This is a genomic window from Streptomyces sp. G5(2025) (assembly GCF_049542075.1).
Lineage (GTDB): Bacteria > Actinomycetota > Actinomycetes > Streptomycetales > Streptomycetaceae > Streptomyces.
Map to the genome: position 1 here is coordinate 1,054,398 of NZ_JBMUZT010000006.1, position 17,776 is coordinate 1,072,173.

Annotated in this window: 10 protein-coding genes and 1 pseudogene; 5 read left to right on the top strand and 6 right to left on the bottom strand. The window is 73.0% G+C overall.

Translation table 11 applies throughout. The features are described from left to right. Positions 1-16: 16 nt before the first annotated feature. From ACOBQB_RS15590 to ACOBQB_RS15600, 3 genes are all read right to left on the bottom strand, one after another. Positions 17-448, bottom strand: coding sequence for a DUF742 domain-containing protein (locus ACOBQB_RS15590; RefSeq protein WP_423598500.1), 432 nt, complete (start codon positions 446-448; stop codon positions 17-19). Positions 449-559: 111 nt separating this feature from the next. After that, on the bottom strand, positions 560-1,000 hold the full coding sequence (locus tag ACOBQB_RS15595) for a roadblock/LC7 domain-containing protein (protein WP_423592339.1): 441 nt from the start codon (positions 998-1,000) through the stop codon (positions 560-562). Then, positions 997-3,963, bottom strand: a complete 2,967-nt coding sequence (locus ACOBQB_RS15600; RefSeq protein ID WP_423592341.1) for a nitrate- and nitrite sensing domain-containing protein — start codon at positions 3,961-3,963, stop codon at positions 997-999. Before ACOBQB_RS15600 ends, ACOBQB_RS15595 begins: the two co-directional genes overlap by 4 nt. Before the next feature lie 451 nt (positions 3,964-4,414). Here ACOBQB_RS15600 and ACOBQB_RS15605 point away from each other — a divergent pair, with 451 nt between their 5' ends. Beyond that, entirely contained in the window at positions 4,415-4,921 is a 507-nt protein-coding gene (locus tag ACOBQB_RS15605) for a hypothetical protein (RefSeq protein ID WP_423598502.1), read from the top strand. 565 nt (positions 4,922-5,486) lie between these two features. On the opposite strand, the gene ACOBQB_RS15610 is transcribed toward ACOBQB_RS15605, so the two are convergent. Both ACOBQB_RS15610 and ACOBQB_RS15615 read right to left on the bottom strand, forming a co-directional pair. Continuing rightward, positions 5,487-6,683, bottom strand: a complete 1,197-nt coding sequence (locus ACOBQB_RS15610) for an NAD(P)/FAD-dependent oxidoreductase (RefSeq protein WP_423592342.1) — start codon at positions 6,681-6,683, stop codon at positions 5,487-5,489. Next, positions 6,680-7,012 carry a bifunctional 3-phenylpropionate/cinnamic acid dioxygenase ferredoxin subunit gene (locus ACOBQB_RS15615; RefSeq protein WP_423592344.1) on the bottom strand — a complete coding sequence of 111 codons (333 nt, stop codon included), beginning with the start codon at positions 7,010-7,012 and terminating at the stop codon, positions 6,680-6,682. Before ACOBQB_RS15615 ends, ACOBQB_RS15610 begins: the two co-directional genes overlap by 4 nt. Positions 7,013-7,201: 189 nt before the next feature. Between ACOBQB_RS15615 and ACOBQB_RS15620 the strand changes: the two genes are divergently transcribed. The 4 genes from ACOBQB_RS15620 (at position 7,202) to ACOBQB_RS15635 (ending at position 13,085) form a co-directional block, all read left to right on the top strand. Beyond that, entirely contained in the window at positions 7,202-8,032 is an 831-nt protein-coding gene (locus tag ACOBQB_RS15620; protein ID WP_423592346.1) for an IclR family transcriptional regulator, read from the top strand. Positions 8,033-8,322: 290 nt separating this feature from the next. Further along, positions 8,323-9,408 carry an S-(hydroxymethyl)mycothiol dehydrogenase gene (locus tag ACOBQB_RS15625; protein WP_423592347.1) on the top strand — a complete coding sequence of 362 codons (1,086 nt, stop codon included), beginning with the start codon at positions 8,323-8,325 and terminating at the stop codon, positions 9,406-9,408. Further along, the gene (locus ACOBQB_RS15630; protein ID WP_423592348.1) at positions 9,405-11,870 is read left to right on the top strand and encodes a GcvT family protein; all 2,466 of its coding nucleotides are present in this window, start codon (positions 9,405-9,407) and stop codon (positions 11,868-11,870) included. Before ACOBQB_RS15625 ends, ACOBQB_RS15630 begins: the two co-directional genes overlap by 4 nt. An 87-nt stretch (positions 11,871-11,957) precedes the next feature. Continuing rightward, positions 11,958-13,085 carry an aromatic ring-hydroxylating oxygenase subunit alpha gene (locus ACOBQB_RS15635; RefSeq protein WP_423592350.1) on the top strand — a complete coding sequence of 376 codons (1,128 nt, stop codon included), beginning with the start codon at positions 11,958-11,960 and terminating at the stop codon, positions 13,083-13,085. Here ACOBQB_RS15635 and ACOBQB_RS15640 read toward each other — a convergent pair. Then, positions 13,078-17,714: pseudogene (locus ACOBQB_RS15640) on the bottom strand (hypothetical protein). The gene ACOBQB_RS15635 and the pseudogene ACOBQB_RS15640 sit on opposite strands and share 8 nt — an antisense overlap. Positions 17,715-17,776 lie beyond the last annotated feature (62 nt).

The window sequence follows — 17,776 nt, forward strand, 5'->3', positions numbered from 1 at the left end:
CCCGCTTCCGCGCTGTTCAGAGCGCCCGGAGGCCGCTGATCACGTCGCGCAGAATACTCTCGTCCGGCAGCTCGGCAGGGGGAACCGGGCGGGTCACGTGCACCAGTTCGTCGGCCACCAGGTCCCCGATGAGAACGCGGATCACGCCGATGGGCAGATCGAGTTCGGCCGCCAGTTCGGCGACCGACTGCGGCGTGTCACGGCAGAGCTCGACGATGTCCACGTGCTCGGGCGACAGCGTCTGGTCCGCCTCCGGGTCGCTGTCGGCCCAGTCCTCGGCGACGACCAGCGCGATCAGGTCGAGGCGGTGCTGGGCGGGGCTCGTGGTGCGTCCGCGTGTCATGGCGTACGGGCGCACCACGGGGCCGGCTTCGTCGTCGAACCAGCGGGGCGGCTGCTGTGCTTCCGGCGCCCCCCGCGCCGCGGCTGTTCCCGGTAGGCCCCGCAGTGTCGGCACCCTCTGGACCCGCTGCGCTCTCTGCGCGCCAGGTGTCCTCTGCGTTCGCTGTGTTCTCTGTGTGCCCTGTGTCCCTCGACCGTCGTCGCTCATGACCTCCCACTACCCTCCCGCGGGCAGGTCCGTGCGCGGCGCCGCACCCAGATGCACACCCACCCTCTTGACCAGCAGCGTCATCTCGTACGCCACCAGGCCCACATCGGAGTCCGCCTCCGCGAGGACAGCGAGGCAGCTGCCGTCGCCCGCGGCGGTGACGAAGAGGAACGCGTCGTCGAGCTCGACCACGGTCTGGCGGACCCTGCCCGCCTCGAAGTGGCGCCCCACGCCCTTGGCGAGGCTGTGGAACCCGGAGGCGACAGCGGCGAGGTGCTCGCTGTCCTCCCTCGTCAGGTTCTTGGACATGCCGGTGGGCAGGCCGTCCCCGGAGAGCACGAGTGCCTTGCGGATGCTGGCGACGCGCTGCACCAGGTCGTCGAGGAGCCAGTTCAGCTCACCCGGCCCCCCGGTCGTGGCGGTGCGTGCGTCGGCCTTCGGTGCGGTCATCGACCGTTCCCCTCAGATGTCGTTCCTGGTGCTGTGCCGTCCGTGGCGTCGTCGCCGGCGGCGTTCTCTTCGCGGCCGCGCTGCCAGCCACGCTGGAGCGAGGCCATGCGGCTGCGTACCTCGTCCGCGTCGCGCTCCTCCGGCCGGGTCTCGGCGGGCTCGGAGCGGCGGTCGGGTCCGTCCTTCAACTGCGGGGCGAGATTGGCCTGCCGAATCCGGCGGGGCAGTCCGCCCGGGGCGGTCGTGGTGGTGCTCAGGTCCCGGTCGGCGTCCGCGACGGGCGCCGGGGCGGGGCGGGGCCGGGTCTCGGCCCCTGCCGGGGTGGTGCGGTCCTGGTGGGTGGCGCTGGTGCGGTCGGGAGCAGTGCGGTCCGGGGCGGCGCCGCCCTGCGGGCCGGTGCGGCGGGTGCGCCGGGGGAGGTCGGGTGACGCGTCGGCGGTGACGTCGCGGTGCGGCGGGGACAGATCGGGCCAGGCGGACTGCGGCCGCGGACGAGGCTGCGAGGACTGCTCCGGAGTCATGTCCTCCGGCGCCGGGGCGAGCGGCCTGCCCTCCGACCTGCCGTGCGTGACGGGGCGGCCGTGTGAGCTGACCAGCTTCGGAGTCCTGCGGCGCGGCAGTGGCACGGGGTCGCCGGGGTGGGCGTCCTCGGCGGGATCGTCGTCGAGACGGGGCAGCGGGATGTCGGGGCGGGGCTGCGGGACGTCGCGTCGGGGCTGCGGGACGTCGCGGCGGGTGGGCTCGGCGCGGCCGGCCTGCCGGTCGTCGCGGGCGTGCTGGTGCTGCTCGCCCGGGGCGCCGGGGGCCCTGCGGCGGGGCCGGAAGAGGTCGCCGCGTTCGCTGTCGTCGTCGCCGAGCGCGCCGGGGAAGCCGTCGAGGTCCGCCATGCCGACGGGCGCCTCCAGTTCCACGGGGCCGTCGAGCAGGGAGGCGGGCAGACCGGGCAGTTGTACGGGGACCTGGGCCAGGGCCGCCGCGCGGTCCGCCGCCTTGTCGGCGCTCGTCGCGGGCTCCTTGGCCTGCGGCCGGTCGAGCCGGAAGCCGACGCCGCCGGTGTCGGGGACGTCGTCGGTGAGCAGGGCCTCGGGGATGAAGACGACAGCGGTCGTACCGCCGTAGGGAGAAGGTTGCAGGGAGACGCGGACCCGCTGGCGCTGGGCGAGCCTGCTGACGACGAAGAGGCCGAGCCGGTCGGTGTCCGACAGTTCGAACTCGGGGGTCTCCGCGAGGCGGAGGTTGGCGTCCAGCAGGGCGTCGGGGGCCATGCCGAGCCCTCGGTCGTGGATCTCCAGGGTGAAGCCGTTGGCAACGTGCTCGCCCAGGACCTGTACGGCGGTGTGCGGGGGCGAGAACACCGTGGCGTTCTCCAGGAGTTCGGCCATCAGGTGCGTGAGGTCGGCGACGGCCGGGCCGGTGACCGCGATGCGCGGCAGGCGGCGCACCTCGATGCGTTCGTAGTCCTCGACCTCGGCGACGGCGGCGCGTACGACGTCCATGAGCTGGACGGGCTTGCGCCACTGCCGGGACGGGGCGGCTCCGGAGAGGATCACGAGCCCTTCGGCGTGCCGCCGCATGCGGGTGGTCAGGTGGTCGAGGCGGAAGAGGTCGGCGAGCTCGTCGGTGTCCTCGGTCCTGCGCTCCATGGTGTCCAGGAGCGTGAGCTGCTTGTGCAGCAGGACCTGGCTGCGGCGGGCGAGATTGACGAAGACCTCGGAGACGCCGCGCCGCAGGTCGGCCTGTTTGACGGTGGCCTCGATCGCGGCGCGCTGCAATGTGTTGAGGGCCTGGCCGACCTGCCCGATCTCGTCCTTGTCGTACGTCAGCCGAGGCGCCTCGGTCTCCACGTCGACCTGTTCGCCGGCCGCCAGGCGGCGCAGCACGCCCGGCAGCCGGACTCCGGAGGCCTCGTGGGCCTCCAGTCGCAGTCGCCGCAGGTCACGGATGAGGCCGCGCCCGATCCGTACGGACAGGAAGACCGAGACGAGCAGAGCGAGGAGGCCGAGGACGCCGGCCAGGACGACACGGACGATCACGCCGACGGCGGCGGGTTCGACGCGGTCCCTGAGGCGGTCGCTCGCCTCGACGTCGCGCTCGGCGAGGTCTTTCAGGACGCGGCCCGCGGCGGCGTCCCAATGTGCGGACGTCACCGCGCGCGGGGTGCCGGGCGCGGACTCGATGACGTCGTTCTCGGCCTTGCGCAGCTGCGTGGTCTCGGCGCCGTTCCAGTAGCGCTCGTAGCGGCCGCGGTCGTCCTCCGGAAGCGGCGCGAGGTTCACTTCGTACAGAAGGGAGCGCTGTGCCCTGAGTTCGGCGATCTGCCGGATCTCGGGCCGGGTGACGCGCCGTGCGACGAGTGCGGAGCCCAGCAACGCGTCCTCTCGGGAGAGGAGTTCACGCGCGCGTGCCACGCCGACGAGCGCGCGGCCCTGCTGGTCGAGGCTCACGTCGTCGAGGTGGGTGAAGCCGTTGAGGGTGGTGAGCAGGCTGAAGCAGGGGTCGATCAGCTTGGTGTACATCTTCAGGGCGCCGGCCCGGGTGATGGTGCCCTCTTCGACGGTGCGGCGCAGTGAATCGATGCCGTCGAAGGCGTCGAGGATCGAGGTGAGCCGCTTGCGTGAACTCTCGTCGACGCTGTCGCGTACGTCCGAATCCTTGGCGTTCGTACGGACCTTGGCGATCATGTCGTCGGTCGCGTCGCGGCTGCGGCGCAGGGCCGCGAGGGCGTCGGAGGCGCGTGGGTCGGCGAGGTAGACGAGGGTCTGGCGGCGCTCCTGCTGGACGACGCGGACCGTGTCCTCGATCGGGTAGCCGAGCTTGTCGACAACGTTGGCCGTGTCGAGCAGGGTGCTCGCCTCTCGGCCCGTGAGGACGGTGGCGAAACCCCAAATGGCGGTCAGGGAAACCAGCGGCACAAGCAGCAGCGCCACGATCTTCCGGCGGATGGACTTCCCGCGAAAGCGCATGGCCTCCCCCAGATCGGCCCCCTGCGGCCGTTGCACGGGCCAGGGGCACACATGTGCGTCAACAAACGGCGCGAGCCTACTACTGACCTACGAGCAACTCGAAGACGCATCCGAACGCTTTTCGGCCGTGACGCGAAAGAGACGTCCGCAGTTGTCCCTCCATTACGGGAGATTGCGTCCCAGCCTGTGTCGCCCGACACCGGGGCTCATCGGCCGTCGCAGGTACGCCAGTTGGCCGGAATTCTTCGCTTCGCGGAACTGCAAGGGGAATTTTTCCGATCTCTCGTTCGTCGGTCAGGGAGAGACGGTGAAGAGCCTTCGGGGAGAGGGCGGGCCGCGGGGCAGGCGGCTTAAAGGGCGGTAAACCGGGCAGCCACAGGTGTGTTGGGCCAGTGGTGTCCCCGGAGGGTGTTCGTGAACGGCTGCGAAGCAGCGGGGGAGTGACGAAATGATGGGCACGGCAGAGCGTCACAAGGCGTCGGGGTCAGGCAAGGGCGAAGCCGAGAGGGGCGCGGCGCCCGGGGTCGCCCCGCGGGGGGACGATCGCCCGGCGCCCCGTCCGCCGCTGTGGGTCGAGGAGCCCGCCCGCAGACGGCGACTGCCTGATCCGGTCCGGACGGCGGCCGTGCGGGCCGTGATTCTGGTGGCGGTCACCCTGGTGCAGGCGATGGTCGCCTTCCTCACCGCCCTCGCGGGCTCCTGGCTCTCCTTCCCCATGGTGCTCAGCAGCGTGGCGAGCACGATCGTGGCCACCTGGGGCGTGCTCGACGTGTGGGTGACCCGACAGGTGTGGAAGCAACGGCACGGGGTGGTGTCGGCGCCGAGCAGCACGGCGCGACAGCTGCGGCGGGAGCGGCGCCGGGCGCGGCGGCATGCGCGGGCCGCGGCGCGGGGCAAGGTAGGTATACGTATGCGTGTACGGAGGCGCGGCGGCGCGGGCCAGCTGTCGCACTCCTGAGGGCACACCGAGACCTCCTGCGCGCTGCCGGCCTGCTCGGGTCGGTGTGTGCTGCCGTGCGGTCCGGGGCCGGGGGCGTGGGCTTCGCTGCGGTTCGGTGAGGCTGGGGTGTCTTGGGCTTCGGCAGTGTCTTTGGGCTCGGGGGTGTTGGGGGTGTTGGGGGTCCCGGGGGCCTCTGCGGTCTCTGCGGTCTATTGGGCCTCGGTGGTTCCCTGGCCGGGGCGGTCTACTGGGCTGCGGCGGGTCTACCCTGGCCGCGGCGGTCGCCCTAACCTCTGTGACCTCCCGGCCGCGGCGATCTCCCAGGCCTCGGCGGTCTCTAGACCACGGCAGCTTCACTGGCTTCGGCGACCTCGCAGACCACGGCAGCCTCTCCGGCCTCGGCGGTCCCCTACCCTCTGTGACCTCCCGGCCGCGGCGACCTCCCAAGCCTCGGCGGTCTCTAGACCACGGCAGCTTCACTGGCTTCGGCGGCCTCGCAGACCACGGCAGCCTCTCCGGCCTCGGCGGTCCCCTACCCTCTGTGACCTCCCGGCCGCGGCGACCTCCCAAGCCTCGGCGGTCTCTAGACCACGGCAGTCTCCCTGGCCTCGGCGGCCGCCAGTTCCCTGCGCACCTTCATGAACGGCCGGGCTCGGTCGATCGCGAGGGCGGCCGTTCTGTGGCCCCCGCGCTCATAGACGGCGAGGAACCCGTCCTCCCCCACCGCCTCCGGGGACCCCTCGACGATGCGTACCGTGTCGCCCTCGCGGCGTCGACCGGCGAACTGGAGGCGAGAGCCGTACTGGTCCGACCAGAAGTACGGCAGGGAGCGGGCCGTCTCGACCGTGTGTCCGGCGAGCAAGTTCCTTACCGCTACCCGGGGTTGTTCCGTGGCGCTCGTCCAGTGTTCGGTGCGGACGCCGCCGGCGCGGGCCACATCGCCCACCGCGACGACCTGTGGCAGCGCGGTGACGCAGCCGTTGTCACACAGCACACCGTCGGCCACGGCGAGGGGCGAGCCCGCGAGCCAGTCGGTGTGGGGCGTGGCCCCGATGCCGACGACGACCACGTCCGCGGGCAGCAGACGCCCGTCGGACAGTTCCACGGCGGTGACGGCGCCCCCACGAGCGGATGCCGGCGCGTCGTCCCGGAGTGCGGCCACTCCGACCCCCGTCAGCAGCCGCGCCCCGCCCCGCGCGTGCAGCGCCGCGCACGCGGCGGCCATCTCGGCCCCCAGGTGGGAAGCGAGCGGCAGTGGCGCCGCCTCGACGACCGTGACGTCATGCCCCAGCGCCACGCACGAGGACGCGGTCTCGGCACCGATGAAGCCGCCGCCGATCACGACCACGCGCCGTGGGCCACGGACCAGTTCGGCCCGCAGCGCGCGGGCGTCGTCCAGGGTGCGCAGGGTGTGGACGCCCACGAGAGCGGGGCCGGGAAGGCGCCGCGCGGACGCCCCGGTGGCGATGACCACGCCGTCGCCGGCCAGCGTGCGGCCGTCATCGAGGACGACCTTGCGGCCACGCGTGTCGAGGGCACGCGCGCGGGTGCCGAGAATCCACTCCGCGTCCAGCTCCGCCGTCTCCTCCTCGTCGGACAGGGCGAGTCGGTCCTCGTCGCCGCCTTCGGTGAGGAAGCCCTTGGACAGGGGCGGCCGGTCATAGGGCCGGTGCGGCTCGGCACCGACGACGACCAGGCGCCCGTCGAATCCCTGGGCACGCAGTTCCCGCGCCGCGTGCAGCCCCGCGAGCGAGGCCCCGACCACGGTGACGGTCCTCATGCGGCGGATCCTTCCCGGGCTTCCCCGGCGGTCGCCAGACGCACGTGGACGACGCCGCCGTCGACGTACACCTGGTGGGTGCGGACGGGCCTGCGCGCGGGCAGGCAGGTGGGGAGCCCGGTGCGGAGATCGAATGAGGCGGCGTGGAGCGGGCATTCGACCAGACAGCCCTCCAGCCACCCCTCCGACAGCGAGGCGTCCTGATGGCTGCATGTGTCGTCGATGGCGAAGAGCTCACCGTCGGCGTTGAACACCGCGACGGGCGGCGTGGTGTCGAGGCGGACGGACTCGCCCGCGGGGAGGTCTTCGAGGCGGCATACGGGAATCATGGGCCCCCCTCTGGTGTCGTTAGGCCCGGTCCACGCCCCTTCTGGGGCCAGGACCCTTCGGTAACATGATGTTTCGCATGGCGCACGAGGGAGCGCTATGCGCAACAGAATCCGGTCGGGGTGCCCGCCGCGTCAAGGGCTTCCCGCAGACGCGGCTTCAACAGGCCGCCAGGTGGTGAGAGTCGAGTTATGACCGGCACGCGGAAACAGGCTGATCAGAACAGTGGACCGAACGGCGAGCCACGCGAGAGGCAGTCCAGGACAGCCGCCGGATCCGTCCAGTCCGTGGACCGCGCGGTGAGCGTCCTGGAGATCCTCGCCCGGCACGGCGAGGCTGGAGTGACCGAGATCGCCGACGAGTTGGGCGTCCACAAGTCGACGGCGTTCCGGCTCCTCGGGGTGCTGGAGAACCGCGGCCTGGTCGGCCAGGCCAAGGATCGCGGGAAGTACTTCCTTGGTGCGGGCGTACTCCGCCTCGCGGGGGCGGCGGCAGTGCGCATGGACATCTCCCAGGAGGGCGGCCCGGTCTGCCGCGAACTCGCCGACGAGGTGGGTGAGACCGTCAACATCGCGGTCCTCGACGAGGACGCGGCGGTCAACATCATGCAGGCGCGCGGCCCGGCCTCGGTGACCGCGCAGAACTGGCTCGGCCGGCGCACGCCGCTGCACGCCACGTCCAGCGGCAAGGTGCTCCTCGCGCACCTGCCGACGACGCTGCGGGAGGGGCTCCTGGCCCGTACGCTGCCCCGCCTGACCGAGCACACGGTGACCGGCACGGTGGCGCTGCGCGGGGAGTTGGAGGCCGTAGTGGGGCAGGGGTTCGCCCTGGCCGTCGAGGAGTTGGAGGTGGGTCTCGCCGCGGTCGCGGCGCCGGTGCGGGCGCACGACGGCAAGGTGATCGGGGCGCTCAGCGCGTCGGGGCCGGTGTACCGCCTGACCGAGGACCGCCTGACCGAGCTGGCCAAACGTACGGTCGCGGCGGCCGTGGAGCTCTCGCGGCGGATGGGGTACGGCTTCTGACCGAAGGCCACGAAGGCCACGAAGGCCATTCAAAAGACCACCCGTGGGCCACTCGAAGGCACACCGTGGGCGGGGCCGGGGACCCGGGGCCCTCACCCCGCCCACGCGCGTATCGGCCAGGTTCCGGCGTGCCTCGGCTGTTTTGCAAGGGGTTCACCACGCCCCCTTGACGGTCTCTTGATGGCGTTCCCACTATGTCTCTCATAGCGCAACCGATCGTGCACTACGCAACAGCTTCAGTTCCAGCTTCAGCACCGTCATGCCGTGCGCGAGAGCAGAGGAGGCTGGCCGTGCCCCATGAGGTCCGTGCCGTCGTCGCCATGAAGAAGGGCGCACCCCTGGAGGTGCGGACGATCGTCGTGCCCGATCCCGGTCCCGGAGAGGTACTCGTCTCCGTGCAGGCCTGCGGGGTCTGCCACACGGATCTGCACTACCGGGAGGGCGCGATCAACGACGACTTCCCGTTCCTGCTGGGCCACGAGGCGGCCGGTACCGTCGAGGCGGTCGGCGCGGACGTCGCCGATCTCGCCGCCGGCGACTATGTGGTGATCGCCTGGCGCGCACCCTGCGGGGCCTGCCGTTCCTGTCTGCGCGGGCGCCCCTGGTACTGCTTCGACTCGCGCAACGCCGCCCGGCCGATGACGCTCCTCGACGGCACACCGCTGAGCCCCGCGCTCGGCATCGGCGCCTTCGCGGAGAAGACGCTGGTCGCCGCCGGCCAAGCGGTGAAGGTCGACCCGGCGGCGCGCCCCGAGGCGGTGTGTCTGATCGGCTGCGGCGTGATGGCGGGGTATGGGGCCGCCGTGAACACCGGCGGCGTGAGCCGTGGCGACACCGTCGCCGTGATCGGCTGCGGCGGTGTCGGCGACGCCGCGATCGCCGGGGCGTCCCTGTCAGGGGCCCGCCGCGTCATCGCCGTCGACATCGACGACGCGAAGCTGGACGGCGCCACCCGGTTCGGTGCCACGCACACCGTGAACTCCCGTGGCATCGAACCCGTGGCGGCCGTACGTGAGCTGACCGGCGGGCACGGGGTCGACGTCGCGATCGACGCGGTCGGCACCCCGTCGACGTACAAGCAGGCGTTCTACATGCGCGATCACGCGGGTGTGCTCGTCCAGGTGGGGGTGCCCGATCCGGAGATGACGGTCGATCTGCCGCTGATCGATCTCTTCTCGCGCGGCGGCGCCCTCAAGTCGTCGTGGTACGGCGACTGTCTGCCCACGCGGGACTTCCCGATCCTCGTCGACCAGTACCTCAGCCGCCGTCTCGACCTGGGCGGCTTCGTCTCGGAGACGATCACCCTGGACCAGGTGGAGGAGGCCTTCGCGAGCATGCGGCGCGGTGAGGTGCTGCGCTCGGTGGTGGTCCTGTGAGCCGCTCCGACGCGCACCCCGCGGTCCACACGACAGCACAGCCCAAAGTGGTGGTCATCGGCGCCGGGATCGTCGGCTGCTCGCTCGCCGACGAGCTGACCGCCCGCGGCTGGACCGATGTCACCGTGCTCGACCAGGGGCCGCTGCCCGCGCCGGGCGGCTCCACGTCGCACGCGCCGGGGCTGGTCTTCCAGGCCGGGCCCTCCAAGACGCTGACCGCGTTCGCGGCGTACACCGTGGAGAAGTTCAGCTCTCTTCAGGTCGACGGGCTCTCCTGCTTCAACCCTGTCGGCGGCCTGGAGCTGGCCACCACGCCCGAGCGGTGGGCCGACCTGCACCGCAAGGCCGGTTTCGCCGCCTCCTGGGGCGTACGGGCCGAGCTCGTCGGCCCCGAGCGGTGCAAGGAACTGTGGCCGCTGGTCGACGAGGCCCGGGTGTACGGCGGTCTGCACACGCCCGACGACGGCCTGGCCCGGGCCGTGCCCGCCTGCCGGGCGCAGATGGATCGGGCACGCGCGCGTGGAGCACGTTTTCTGGACCGGCACACCGTGACAGGCATCGAGCGGGACGGCGACCGCGTGACGGCCGTTGTCACCGACCGCGGCACCTTCTGCGCCGACCACGTCGTCTCGGCGGCCGGTTTCTGGGGCCCGGTGATCGGGCGGCTGGCCGGCGTCGACGTACCCCTACTGCCGCTCGCACACCAGTACGTGAAGACGAGTCCGCTGCCCGAGCTGGCGGGCGTCAACGACCCGCGCACCGAGGCGTCGCGGCCCATCCTGCGCTTCCAGGACCGCGACCTGTACTTCCGGGAACACACCGACCGCATCGGCATCGGGTCGTACGCCCACCGGCCGCTGCCCGTCGACCCGTTCACCGTGCCCGCGTACGACGACGCCGAGGACATGCCGTCGTCGTACCCCTTCACTGAGGAGGATTTCGCGCCCAGTTGGGAGGACTGCCGATGGCTGATCCCCTCCCTCGGGGCGGCGGACATCGAGGAGGGTTTCAACGGCGTCTTCTCCTTCACCCCGGACGGCATGCCGCTGCTCGGGGAGTCGCGGACGCTGCGCGGGTTCTGGCTGGCCGAAGCCGTGTGGGTCACACACTCCGCGGGCGTCGCCAAGGCGGTCGCCGAGTGGATGGTCGAGGGCCGGCCCTCGCTGGACCTGCACGAGTGCGAGCTGACGCGGTTCGAGGACGCCCAGCGCTCCCCCGCGTACGTCGCCGAGCGCGGCGCACGGCAGTTCATCGAGGTCTATGACGTCATCCACCCGCTCCAGCCCCCGGCCGAGCCGCGCCCCCTAAGGGTCAGCCCCTTCCACGCCCGCCAGCAGGAGCTGGGCGCCGTGTTCCTGGAAGGCGGCGGCTGGGAGCGCCCGCACTGGTACGAGGCGAACGCACCCCTGGCCAAGGACATCGAGGTGCCGCCGCGCGACGCGTGGGCGGCCCGCCACTGGTCCCCGATCGCGGCGGCAGAGGCGCGCGCCACCCGCGAGTCGGTCGCCCTCTACGACATGACTCCCCTGCGCCGCCTGGAGGTCACGGGCCCCGGCTCGCTCACCTACCTCCAGCGCATGACCAGCAACAACCTCGCCAAGAAGCCCGGTTCGGTCACGTACACCCTGCTGCTCGACGAGGCGGGCGGCATCCGCTCCGACCTGACCGTGGCGCGGCTGGCCCCCGACCGCTTCCAGGTGGGCGCCAACTCCCCCGCCGACCTGGACTGGCTCCTGCGGCACGCCCCCGAAGACGTGCACCTCAGGGACATCACCTCGGGGACCTGCTGCGTCGGCGTCTGGGGCCCGCTGGCCCGCGCGCTCGTCCAGCCGCTCACCCGCGACGACTTCTCGCACGAGGCGTTCGGCTACTTCAAGGCCAAGCAGACGTACATCGGGCATGTCCCGGTGACCGCGATGCGCCTGAGTTACGTCGGCGAACTGGGCTGGGAGCTGTACACCACCGCCGACCTGGGGCTGCGCCTCTGGGACACGTTGTGGGAGGCGGGACGGGCGCACGGCGTGATCGCGGCGGGACGCTCGGCCTTCAACAGTCTGCGCCTGGAGAAGGGGTACCGCGCCTGGGGCCAGGACATGACCACCGAACACAACCCCTACGAGGCGGGTGTCGGCTTCGCGGTCCGCATGAACAAGGGGGACTTCGTGGGGCGTTCGGCGCTCAAAGGGCTCGGGGCGCCGACCCGCAGGCTCACCGCCCTCCTCCTGGACGACCCGACCGCCGTCGTCCTCGGCAAGGAACCCGTGTACGTCGACGGCGCCCCCGCCGGGTACGTCACCAGCGCCTCGTACGGCTGCACGCTGGGCCGCTGCGTCGCGTACGCCTGGCTGCCGCCGCTGGAGGCGGGCACGGGCGTCCATGTGGAGTACTTCGGCGAGAAGGTGCCGGCGACGGTCGCCGAAGAGCCGCTTTTCGACCCGGAGATGACCCGCATCCGCCGCTGACCGCCAGCCGATAACCGCTAGCCCCTAGCCGTCAGCCGTCAGCCGCTTCGGAGGCAACAGCCCCGCCCGCCTGAGGAGTACGCCACCGTGACGACGAGCCCGCAACGCCCCGCGCCGAGCCTCATCGCGACGCTTCCCGGCCGCTACTACACCGACCCGGAGGTCTTCCGGCAGGAGCAGGAACGCGTCTTCGAGGCCCTCTGGTTCTGCGCGGTGCGCGCCGCCGACCTCGACGCGCCGGGCGCCTTCCGGACCGTCCAGGTCGGCCGGGAGAGCGTGCTGGTCACCCGTTCCCGGACCGGGGAGCTGCGCGCCTTCCTCAACGTCTGCCGGCACCGCGGCGCCCGCCTGTGCACTCAGGAGTCCGGGCAGGTCCGCCGCGCCCTCCAGTGTCCGTACCACGCCTGGACGTACGACCTCGACGGCAAGCTCATCGCCGCGCCCAACCTGGTGAGGATGCCGGACGTGGACCGCTCCGCGTACGGCCTGGCGAAGGTCGCCCTGCGGGAGTGGCTCGGCTACGCCTGGGTCTGTCTGGCCGACGAACCGCCCTCCTTCGAGGAGACCGTCATCAGCGCCGCGGTCGAACGCCTGGGCGACGCGGCGTCGATCGAGCGGTACGGCACCGAGCGGCTCGCCCTCGGCAAGCGCGTCACGTATGACGTACGCGCCAACTGGAAGCTGATCGTCGAGAACTTCATGGAGTGCTACCACTGCGCGACGATCCACCCCGAACTGACGGACGTACTGCCGGAGTTCGCGGACGGTTACGCCGCGCAGTACTACGTAGGGCACGGCGCCGCGTTCGGTGAGGACGTCGGCGGCTTCACGGTCGACGGCAGCCCGGGCTTCGGCCGTCTCCCCGAGGTGGCGGACCACCAGGACCGCCGCTACTACGCGGTCACCGTGAAGCCGACCGTGTTCGTCAACCTCGTCCCCGACCATGTGATCCTGCACCGGATGTTCCCGATGGCCGAGGACCGCACGGTCGTCGAGTGCGACTGGCTGTACGCACCCGATGTCGTCGCGTCCGGCGCCGACCTGTCGAAGTCCGTGGAACTCTTCCACCGGGTCAACGCCCAGGACTTCGCGGCGTGCGAGCGCACCCAGCCCGCGATGGCGTCCCGCGCCTACCGCGCGGGAGGGGTGCTGGTACCGACCGAACACCACATCGGGCTCTTCCACGAGTGGCTCACCAAAACGCTCGCTACGTAGTAACACGCTCCGGGGTGGCCGCCGGGCGCTTGTACATCCGGGTCGCCGTGATCTGGCCGTGCACCGTCTCGCCGTCCGGGTCCTCGGGGTCACGCTGCGGCAGGCCCGGGCGCAGGTGCTCCTCGACGCTGATGTACTTCAGGCCCGCCCGCAGGTCTGCGTCGTTGCGCAACCGGATGACCAGCGGGAATTCCGCGAGCGCCGTCGTGTCGAACAGTCCGGTCGTGTAGAGCAGCTGCACGCCGAGCGCGTCGGAGACGGCCCGCTGGAGCTCAAGGAGGTACGTCGCGTTGGCACGGCCGATGGGGTTGTCCAGGAAGAGCGTGCCCGCGTGCCGGTGCTTGTCGCGGCCCCGGTCGTTGCTGCGCAGGGCGGCCATCGTGCAGTACAGGGCGATGGCGGCGGTGAGCAGCTGGCCTCCGGAGAACACGTCGCCCATCTGTCCGACCGGGACGCGCTCGGCGCGCAGCACGGCGTCCGGCTTGAGAATCTCGACGGCGACGCCGCGCGGCTCCAGGGCGGCCTGGACACCGCGCAGCAGCAGGGTCATCCCGTCGCGCCGCATGTCGGAGTTCTTCTTCACCGCCGCGCGCGTGGCCTCGTCGATGACCTCGCCGAGGCGCTCCACCAGGGTGGCCTGGTCGGGCTCCTCGAAGCGGACCCGCAGGAACTCCTGGCCCGACCACTCCCCCAGCCCTTCGGGCAGGCGGGACAGGCGCTGGGCGGACCTGAGCGTCGCGAGGGCCGACTCGACGAGGCCGCGCAGGCGGTCGACGATGCTGTCGCGGTTGCGCTCCAGCTGCTCCAACTCGTCGGTGAGGACCCGCAGTCGGGGCGCGAAGGCGTCGGCCCACTTCTTCGCGTGCTCGGGCAGCGCGGAGGCGGGCAGCTCGCGGATCTGCTGGCGGGCGGGGGTACGCACCTGTTCGTAGCGGGTCGAGTTGGCGTGGCGTACCAGTATGTCGCTGGCCTCGCGGACGGCGGCCTCGGCCGCGGACAGGTCGGCGGCGCAGCCGCGCAGCGACCGGCGGGTCTCGGCTGCGGTCTGGCGGGCCTCTTCGAGGGTGCCGGGATAGGGCTCGGGCTCCTCTTCGGGGTCTTCCTGGTGCTCGCGCAGGAGGTCACGCAGGAGGGCGGCCGTCTCATCGAAGCCGCCGGCCGCGTCCTCCGTGGCGCGGTGGGTCTGGAGCAGCGCGGCGTGTGCCTCCTTGGCGCGGCTCAGGGCCTCGGTGTGCGCAGCCAGTTCGCCGGTGGCGGTGCGCAGCAGGGTCTGGGCCTGCTCGGCGTCGGCGGGGACGAGCTCTTCAGGCAGCTCGGTGTGGGCCTCGCCGTCCTCGGGGGCGTGCCGTTCGGCTTCGCCGCGTAGTCGGCCGAGCTGCTCGCTGGCGGTGGCGGCGCGGGCCTCGATGAGCTGGACCTGCGCCTCCGCGCGCGCGGCGGCGGCCTGCCGGGAGGGGCCGTCGGAGCCGTCGGTGCCTTCGAGGAGCAGGGCGGCGCGGGTGCGGACCTTGTTGCTGAGCCGGTCCAGCTCGGCGAGGGCGGCGCTCTCGTCGCTCTCGGCGCGGGCCTGTTCGGCGCGCAGGTCGGCGCCGACGCCCACCTTTTCGTAGAGCTGCGAGGCCGCGCGGTAGGCCTCGCGGAGGGCGGGCAGCGACGTCTTCGGGGCGTCGGTGTCCTCGGGGATGTCCTCGGGGGCGCCCGCGATCTCGGCGCGCTCGGCGCGCAGCGCGCGGGCGGTGCGGCGGGCGTCGTCGGCGGCGCGCTGGGCGGCGCGGCGGTCCTCGTCGGCGGCGCGGGCGCGGTCCAGGCAGGTCTGGGCGCGGGCCTCGGCCTCGACGGCGTCGTTGGCCAGTTCGCGCAGCTTGGCCTGCCAGCCAGCCGCTCGCGGAGCCGGAAGGCGAGGCCCGCGAGGGCGTCGGCGGCCCTCCGGGCGCGCTGGGCGGCTTCCTGGCGCTCGTCCCGCACGCGTGCCGCCTCGCTCGCGGCCTCGTCGGCCTCGGCGCGGGCGGTGCGGGCCTCGGCGAGCTCCGCCTCGGCCTCCTCGGCGAAGGCGCGTGCTTCCTGGGCGGCGGTGGCCAGTTCGGCGAGGCGGCCGCTCGGGCAGCCGGTGCGCCAGGACGTCAGGCGCGCGGCCAGCTCGCGGTCCTTGGTGAGGCGGGCGGCGAGGACGCGGATCTCCTCGTCCCGCTGGGCGGCCCGCGCGCGCAGCGCCTGGCGCTCCTCGTCGGCGGCGTGTTCGTCGTGCATGGCCGGGTTGGGCGGCACGAGAAAGACGCCGCTGTCCGTGGCCTGCTCGCCCGGCGTGGGGGCGAGGAGGGCGGCGGCGGTGCCCACGGCGACGGCCGAGCGGGGCAGCAGGGCGGCATCCGCGAGGGCGTCGCGGGCGCGCGCGTGGGTGTCCGGGTCGGTGATGACCACGCCGTCGACCAGCTCGGGCCGGGCGGCGAGCACGCGCGCGTGGTCGGCGGGGTCGACGGCCTGGGCGAGATAGCGCCAGCCGGGCAGCGCGGGGATGCCGTGCTCGCCGAGGAACTCGACGGTGGCGAGGACGTCGGGGCCGGGCGGGAGCAGCCCGCCGTCACCGAGGGCGCCGAGGATGCGGGAGTCGTCGGCGGCGGCGGTGCGCAGGTCGAAGAGCTGGCGTTCGGCGGCGGCGACGCTGTCGTCGAGGAGGGCGCGCAGGTCGTCGGCGGAGCGGTCCAGTTCCGCTACGGAGAGGGCACCGCCCGCCGTGGAGGAGTCGCCGTTCTCGGCGCTGCGCGGCTGCGGTACGACGCTCCTGCCGGTGGGCAGGCTCAGCAGCTCGGCGAGCCGCTCGTCCCCCGCGATCGACTCGGCGGCGTGGCGCTCCGCGGCGTGGGCGGACTCGGCGGCGGTCGCGGCGTCCGAGGCGCGGGCGGCGGTCAGCTCGGCGCGGGCCTCGGCGGCGGCCGCCTCCTTGGCGTGGTCGGCGGCCCGGCGGGCGGCCTCACGCGCGGTGTCCCACGCGGCGACGGTGGTCTTCTCCGCGTCGCTCGCGGCGAGGGCGGCGCGGGCCGGGTCGGCGTCGGGGGCGGTGTCGTCGAGCCAGCCCGCGCGGACGGCCTCGGCGGTCTCCTGCTCGACCTCGGTGAGGCGCTGGCGCAGGTGCCCCGCCTCGCTGCGGGCCCGCTGGGCCTCGGTGGCGGCGGCGGTGGCGTCGCGGTGCGCGGCTTCGCCGGTCTCCTGGAGGGCGGCGGAGCGCTCCTCCTCTTCGTTCGCGACGTTCTCGGCGCCTTCGGCGGCGGTGTGCAGGGCGCGGACGAGGTCGGACGCGGCCTTCGCGCGGGCGGCGAGCGCGGGGGCGGCGTCCCGCTCGGCCTCGCGGATCGCGGCGGCCACGCGCGCGGAGCGGTCGGCGGCCGCGCGGTGGCGCAGGACGGCCTCGGCGGCCTGCCAGGCGGCGTGCAGCGTGCGCGCGTCGGCGAGCTCGCGGCGCTGGGCGGCGGCGGCCTTCTCGGCGACGGTGAGCGCCAAGGAGGCGTGGCGGTAGGCCAGTTCGGCGGAGATCAGCGCGCTCCTGCCGCGGGCGCGCTCGGCCTCGGTGACGGTGTGGGCGGCGGCGGTGACCTGCTCGGCGAGTGTCGCGGCGCGGCCCCGCTCCTGGACGGCGCGTGCGGACAGGCGGCGGGCCAGGGTGCGCGTACGGCGCTCGGCGGCCGCGTGCACGTCACGCGCGCGTGCCCGCGCCTCGGCGGCCTCCACGATGCGTCCGAGCAGGTCGACGGAGCCCGCGGTGAAGTCCCGCTCGGCCATCAGCTCGGCCCGTCGGCCCAGTTTGTTGCCGAAGCCGTGGACGAGGTCGGCGAGGCCGTCCGTGTCGCGGGTGTCGGTGACGGCGCGCAGCAGCAGGTCGGTGAAGTCGGAGTCCTTCTTGACCGCGAAGAGGCCCGCGGCCTCGCCCTCGTCGGCGTTCATCTCCCGCTGGTAGCGGAAGAGTTCGGGGTCAAGGCCCAGGTCGCCGAGGTGTTCGTTCCAGCGGTCGTGGATCTCTTCCCAATACACTTCGAGGTGGGGGTACGCCTTGCCCGCTTCGGTCAGCGCGTCACGGAAGCCCTTCATGGTGCGCCGCCGCCCCTGTGCGCCCGAGGCGCCCTCCGCGGAGGGCCGCACCGCGGTGGACTCGGCGACGGGCAGCGAGTCCAGGCTCAGGCCTGGCCCGGGCCGGAAGGAGTACCAGGCCTCGGCGAACTTCCGCGGGTCGTTCGAGACCTGGCGCCCCCGCCACTCGCTGACCTTGCCGACGACGACGCACTCGCCGGTCAGGGTGTGCTGCCACTCCAGGGCGACGTGCCCGCAGTCGTCGGCGAGCAGGAACTTGCGCAGCACGCCGGAGCTGGCGCCGCCCAGCGTGTTCCGGTGGCCCGGCAGCATCACCGAGAAGATCAGCTTGAGCAGGACGGACTTGCCGCCGCCGTTCTCCAGGAAGAGCACGCCGGCGGGGGCGGGGCGGCGCGGCGGGCCGACCGGCTCGTCCTCGAAGAACTCCGCCTGGGTGGGCGCGGGGTCGGGCACCTCGGCGCCCACACCGCGCAGGTCGAGCACGGTGTCGGCGTAGCGCGCACCGGCCGGACCGATGGAGTAGAGGCGGATCCGGGACAGCTCGTACATGGCGGCGGACTCTCGTCGTAAGTCGTGGGGAACGGCGGGCAGGTGGGGAGGGGGGCCTGCGG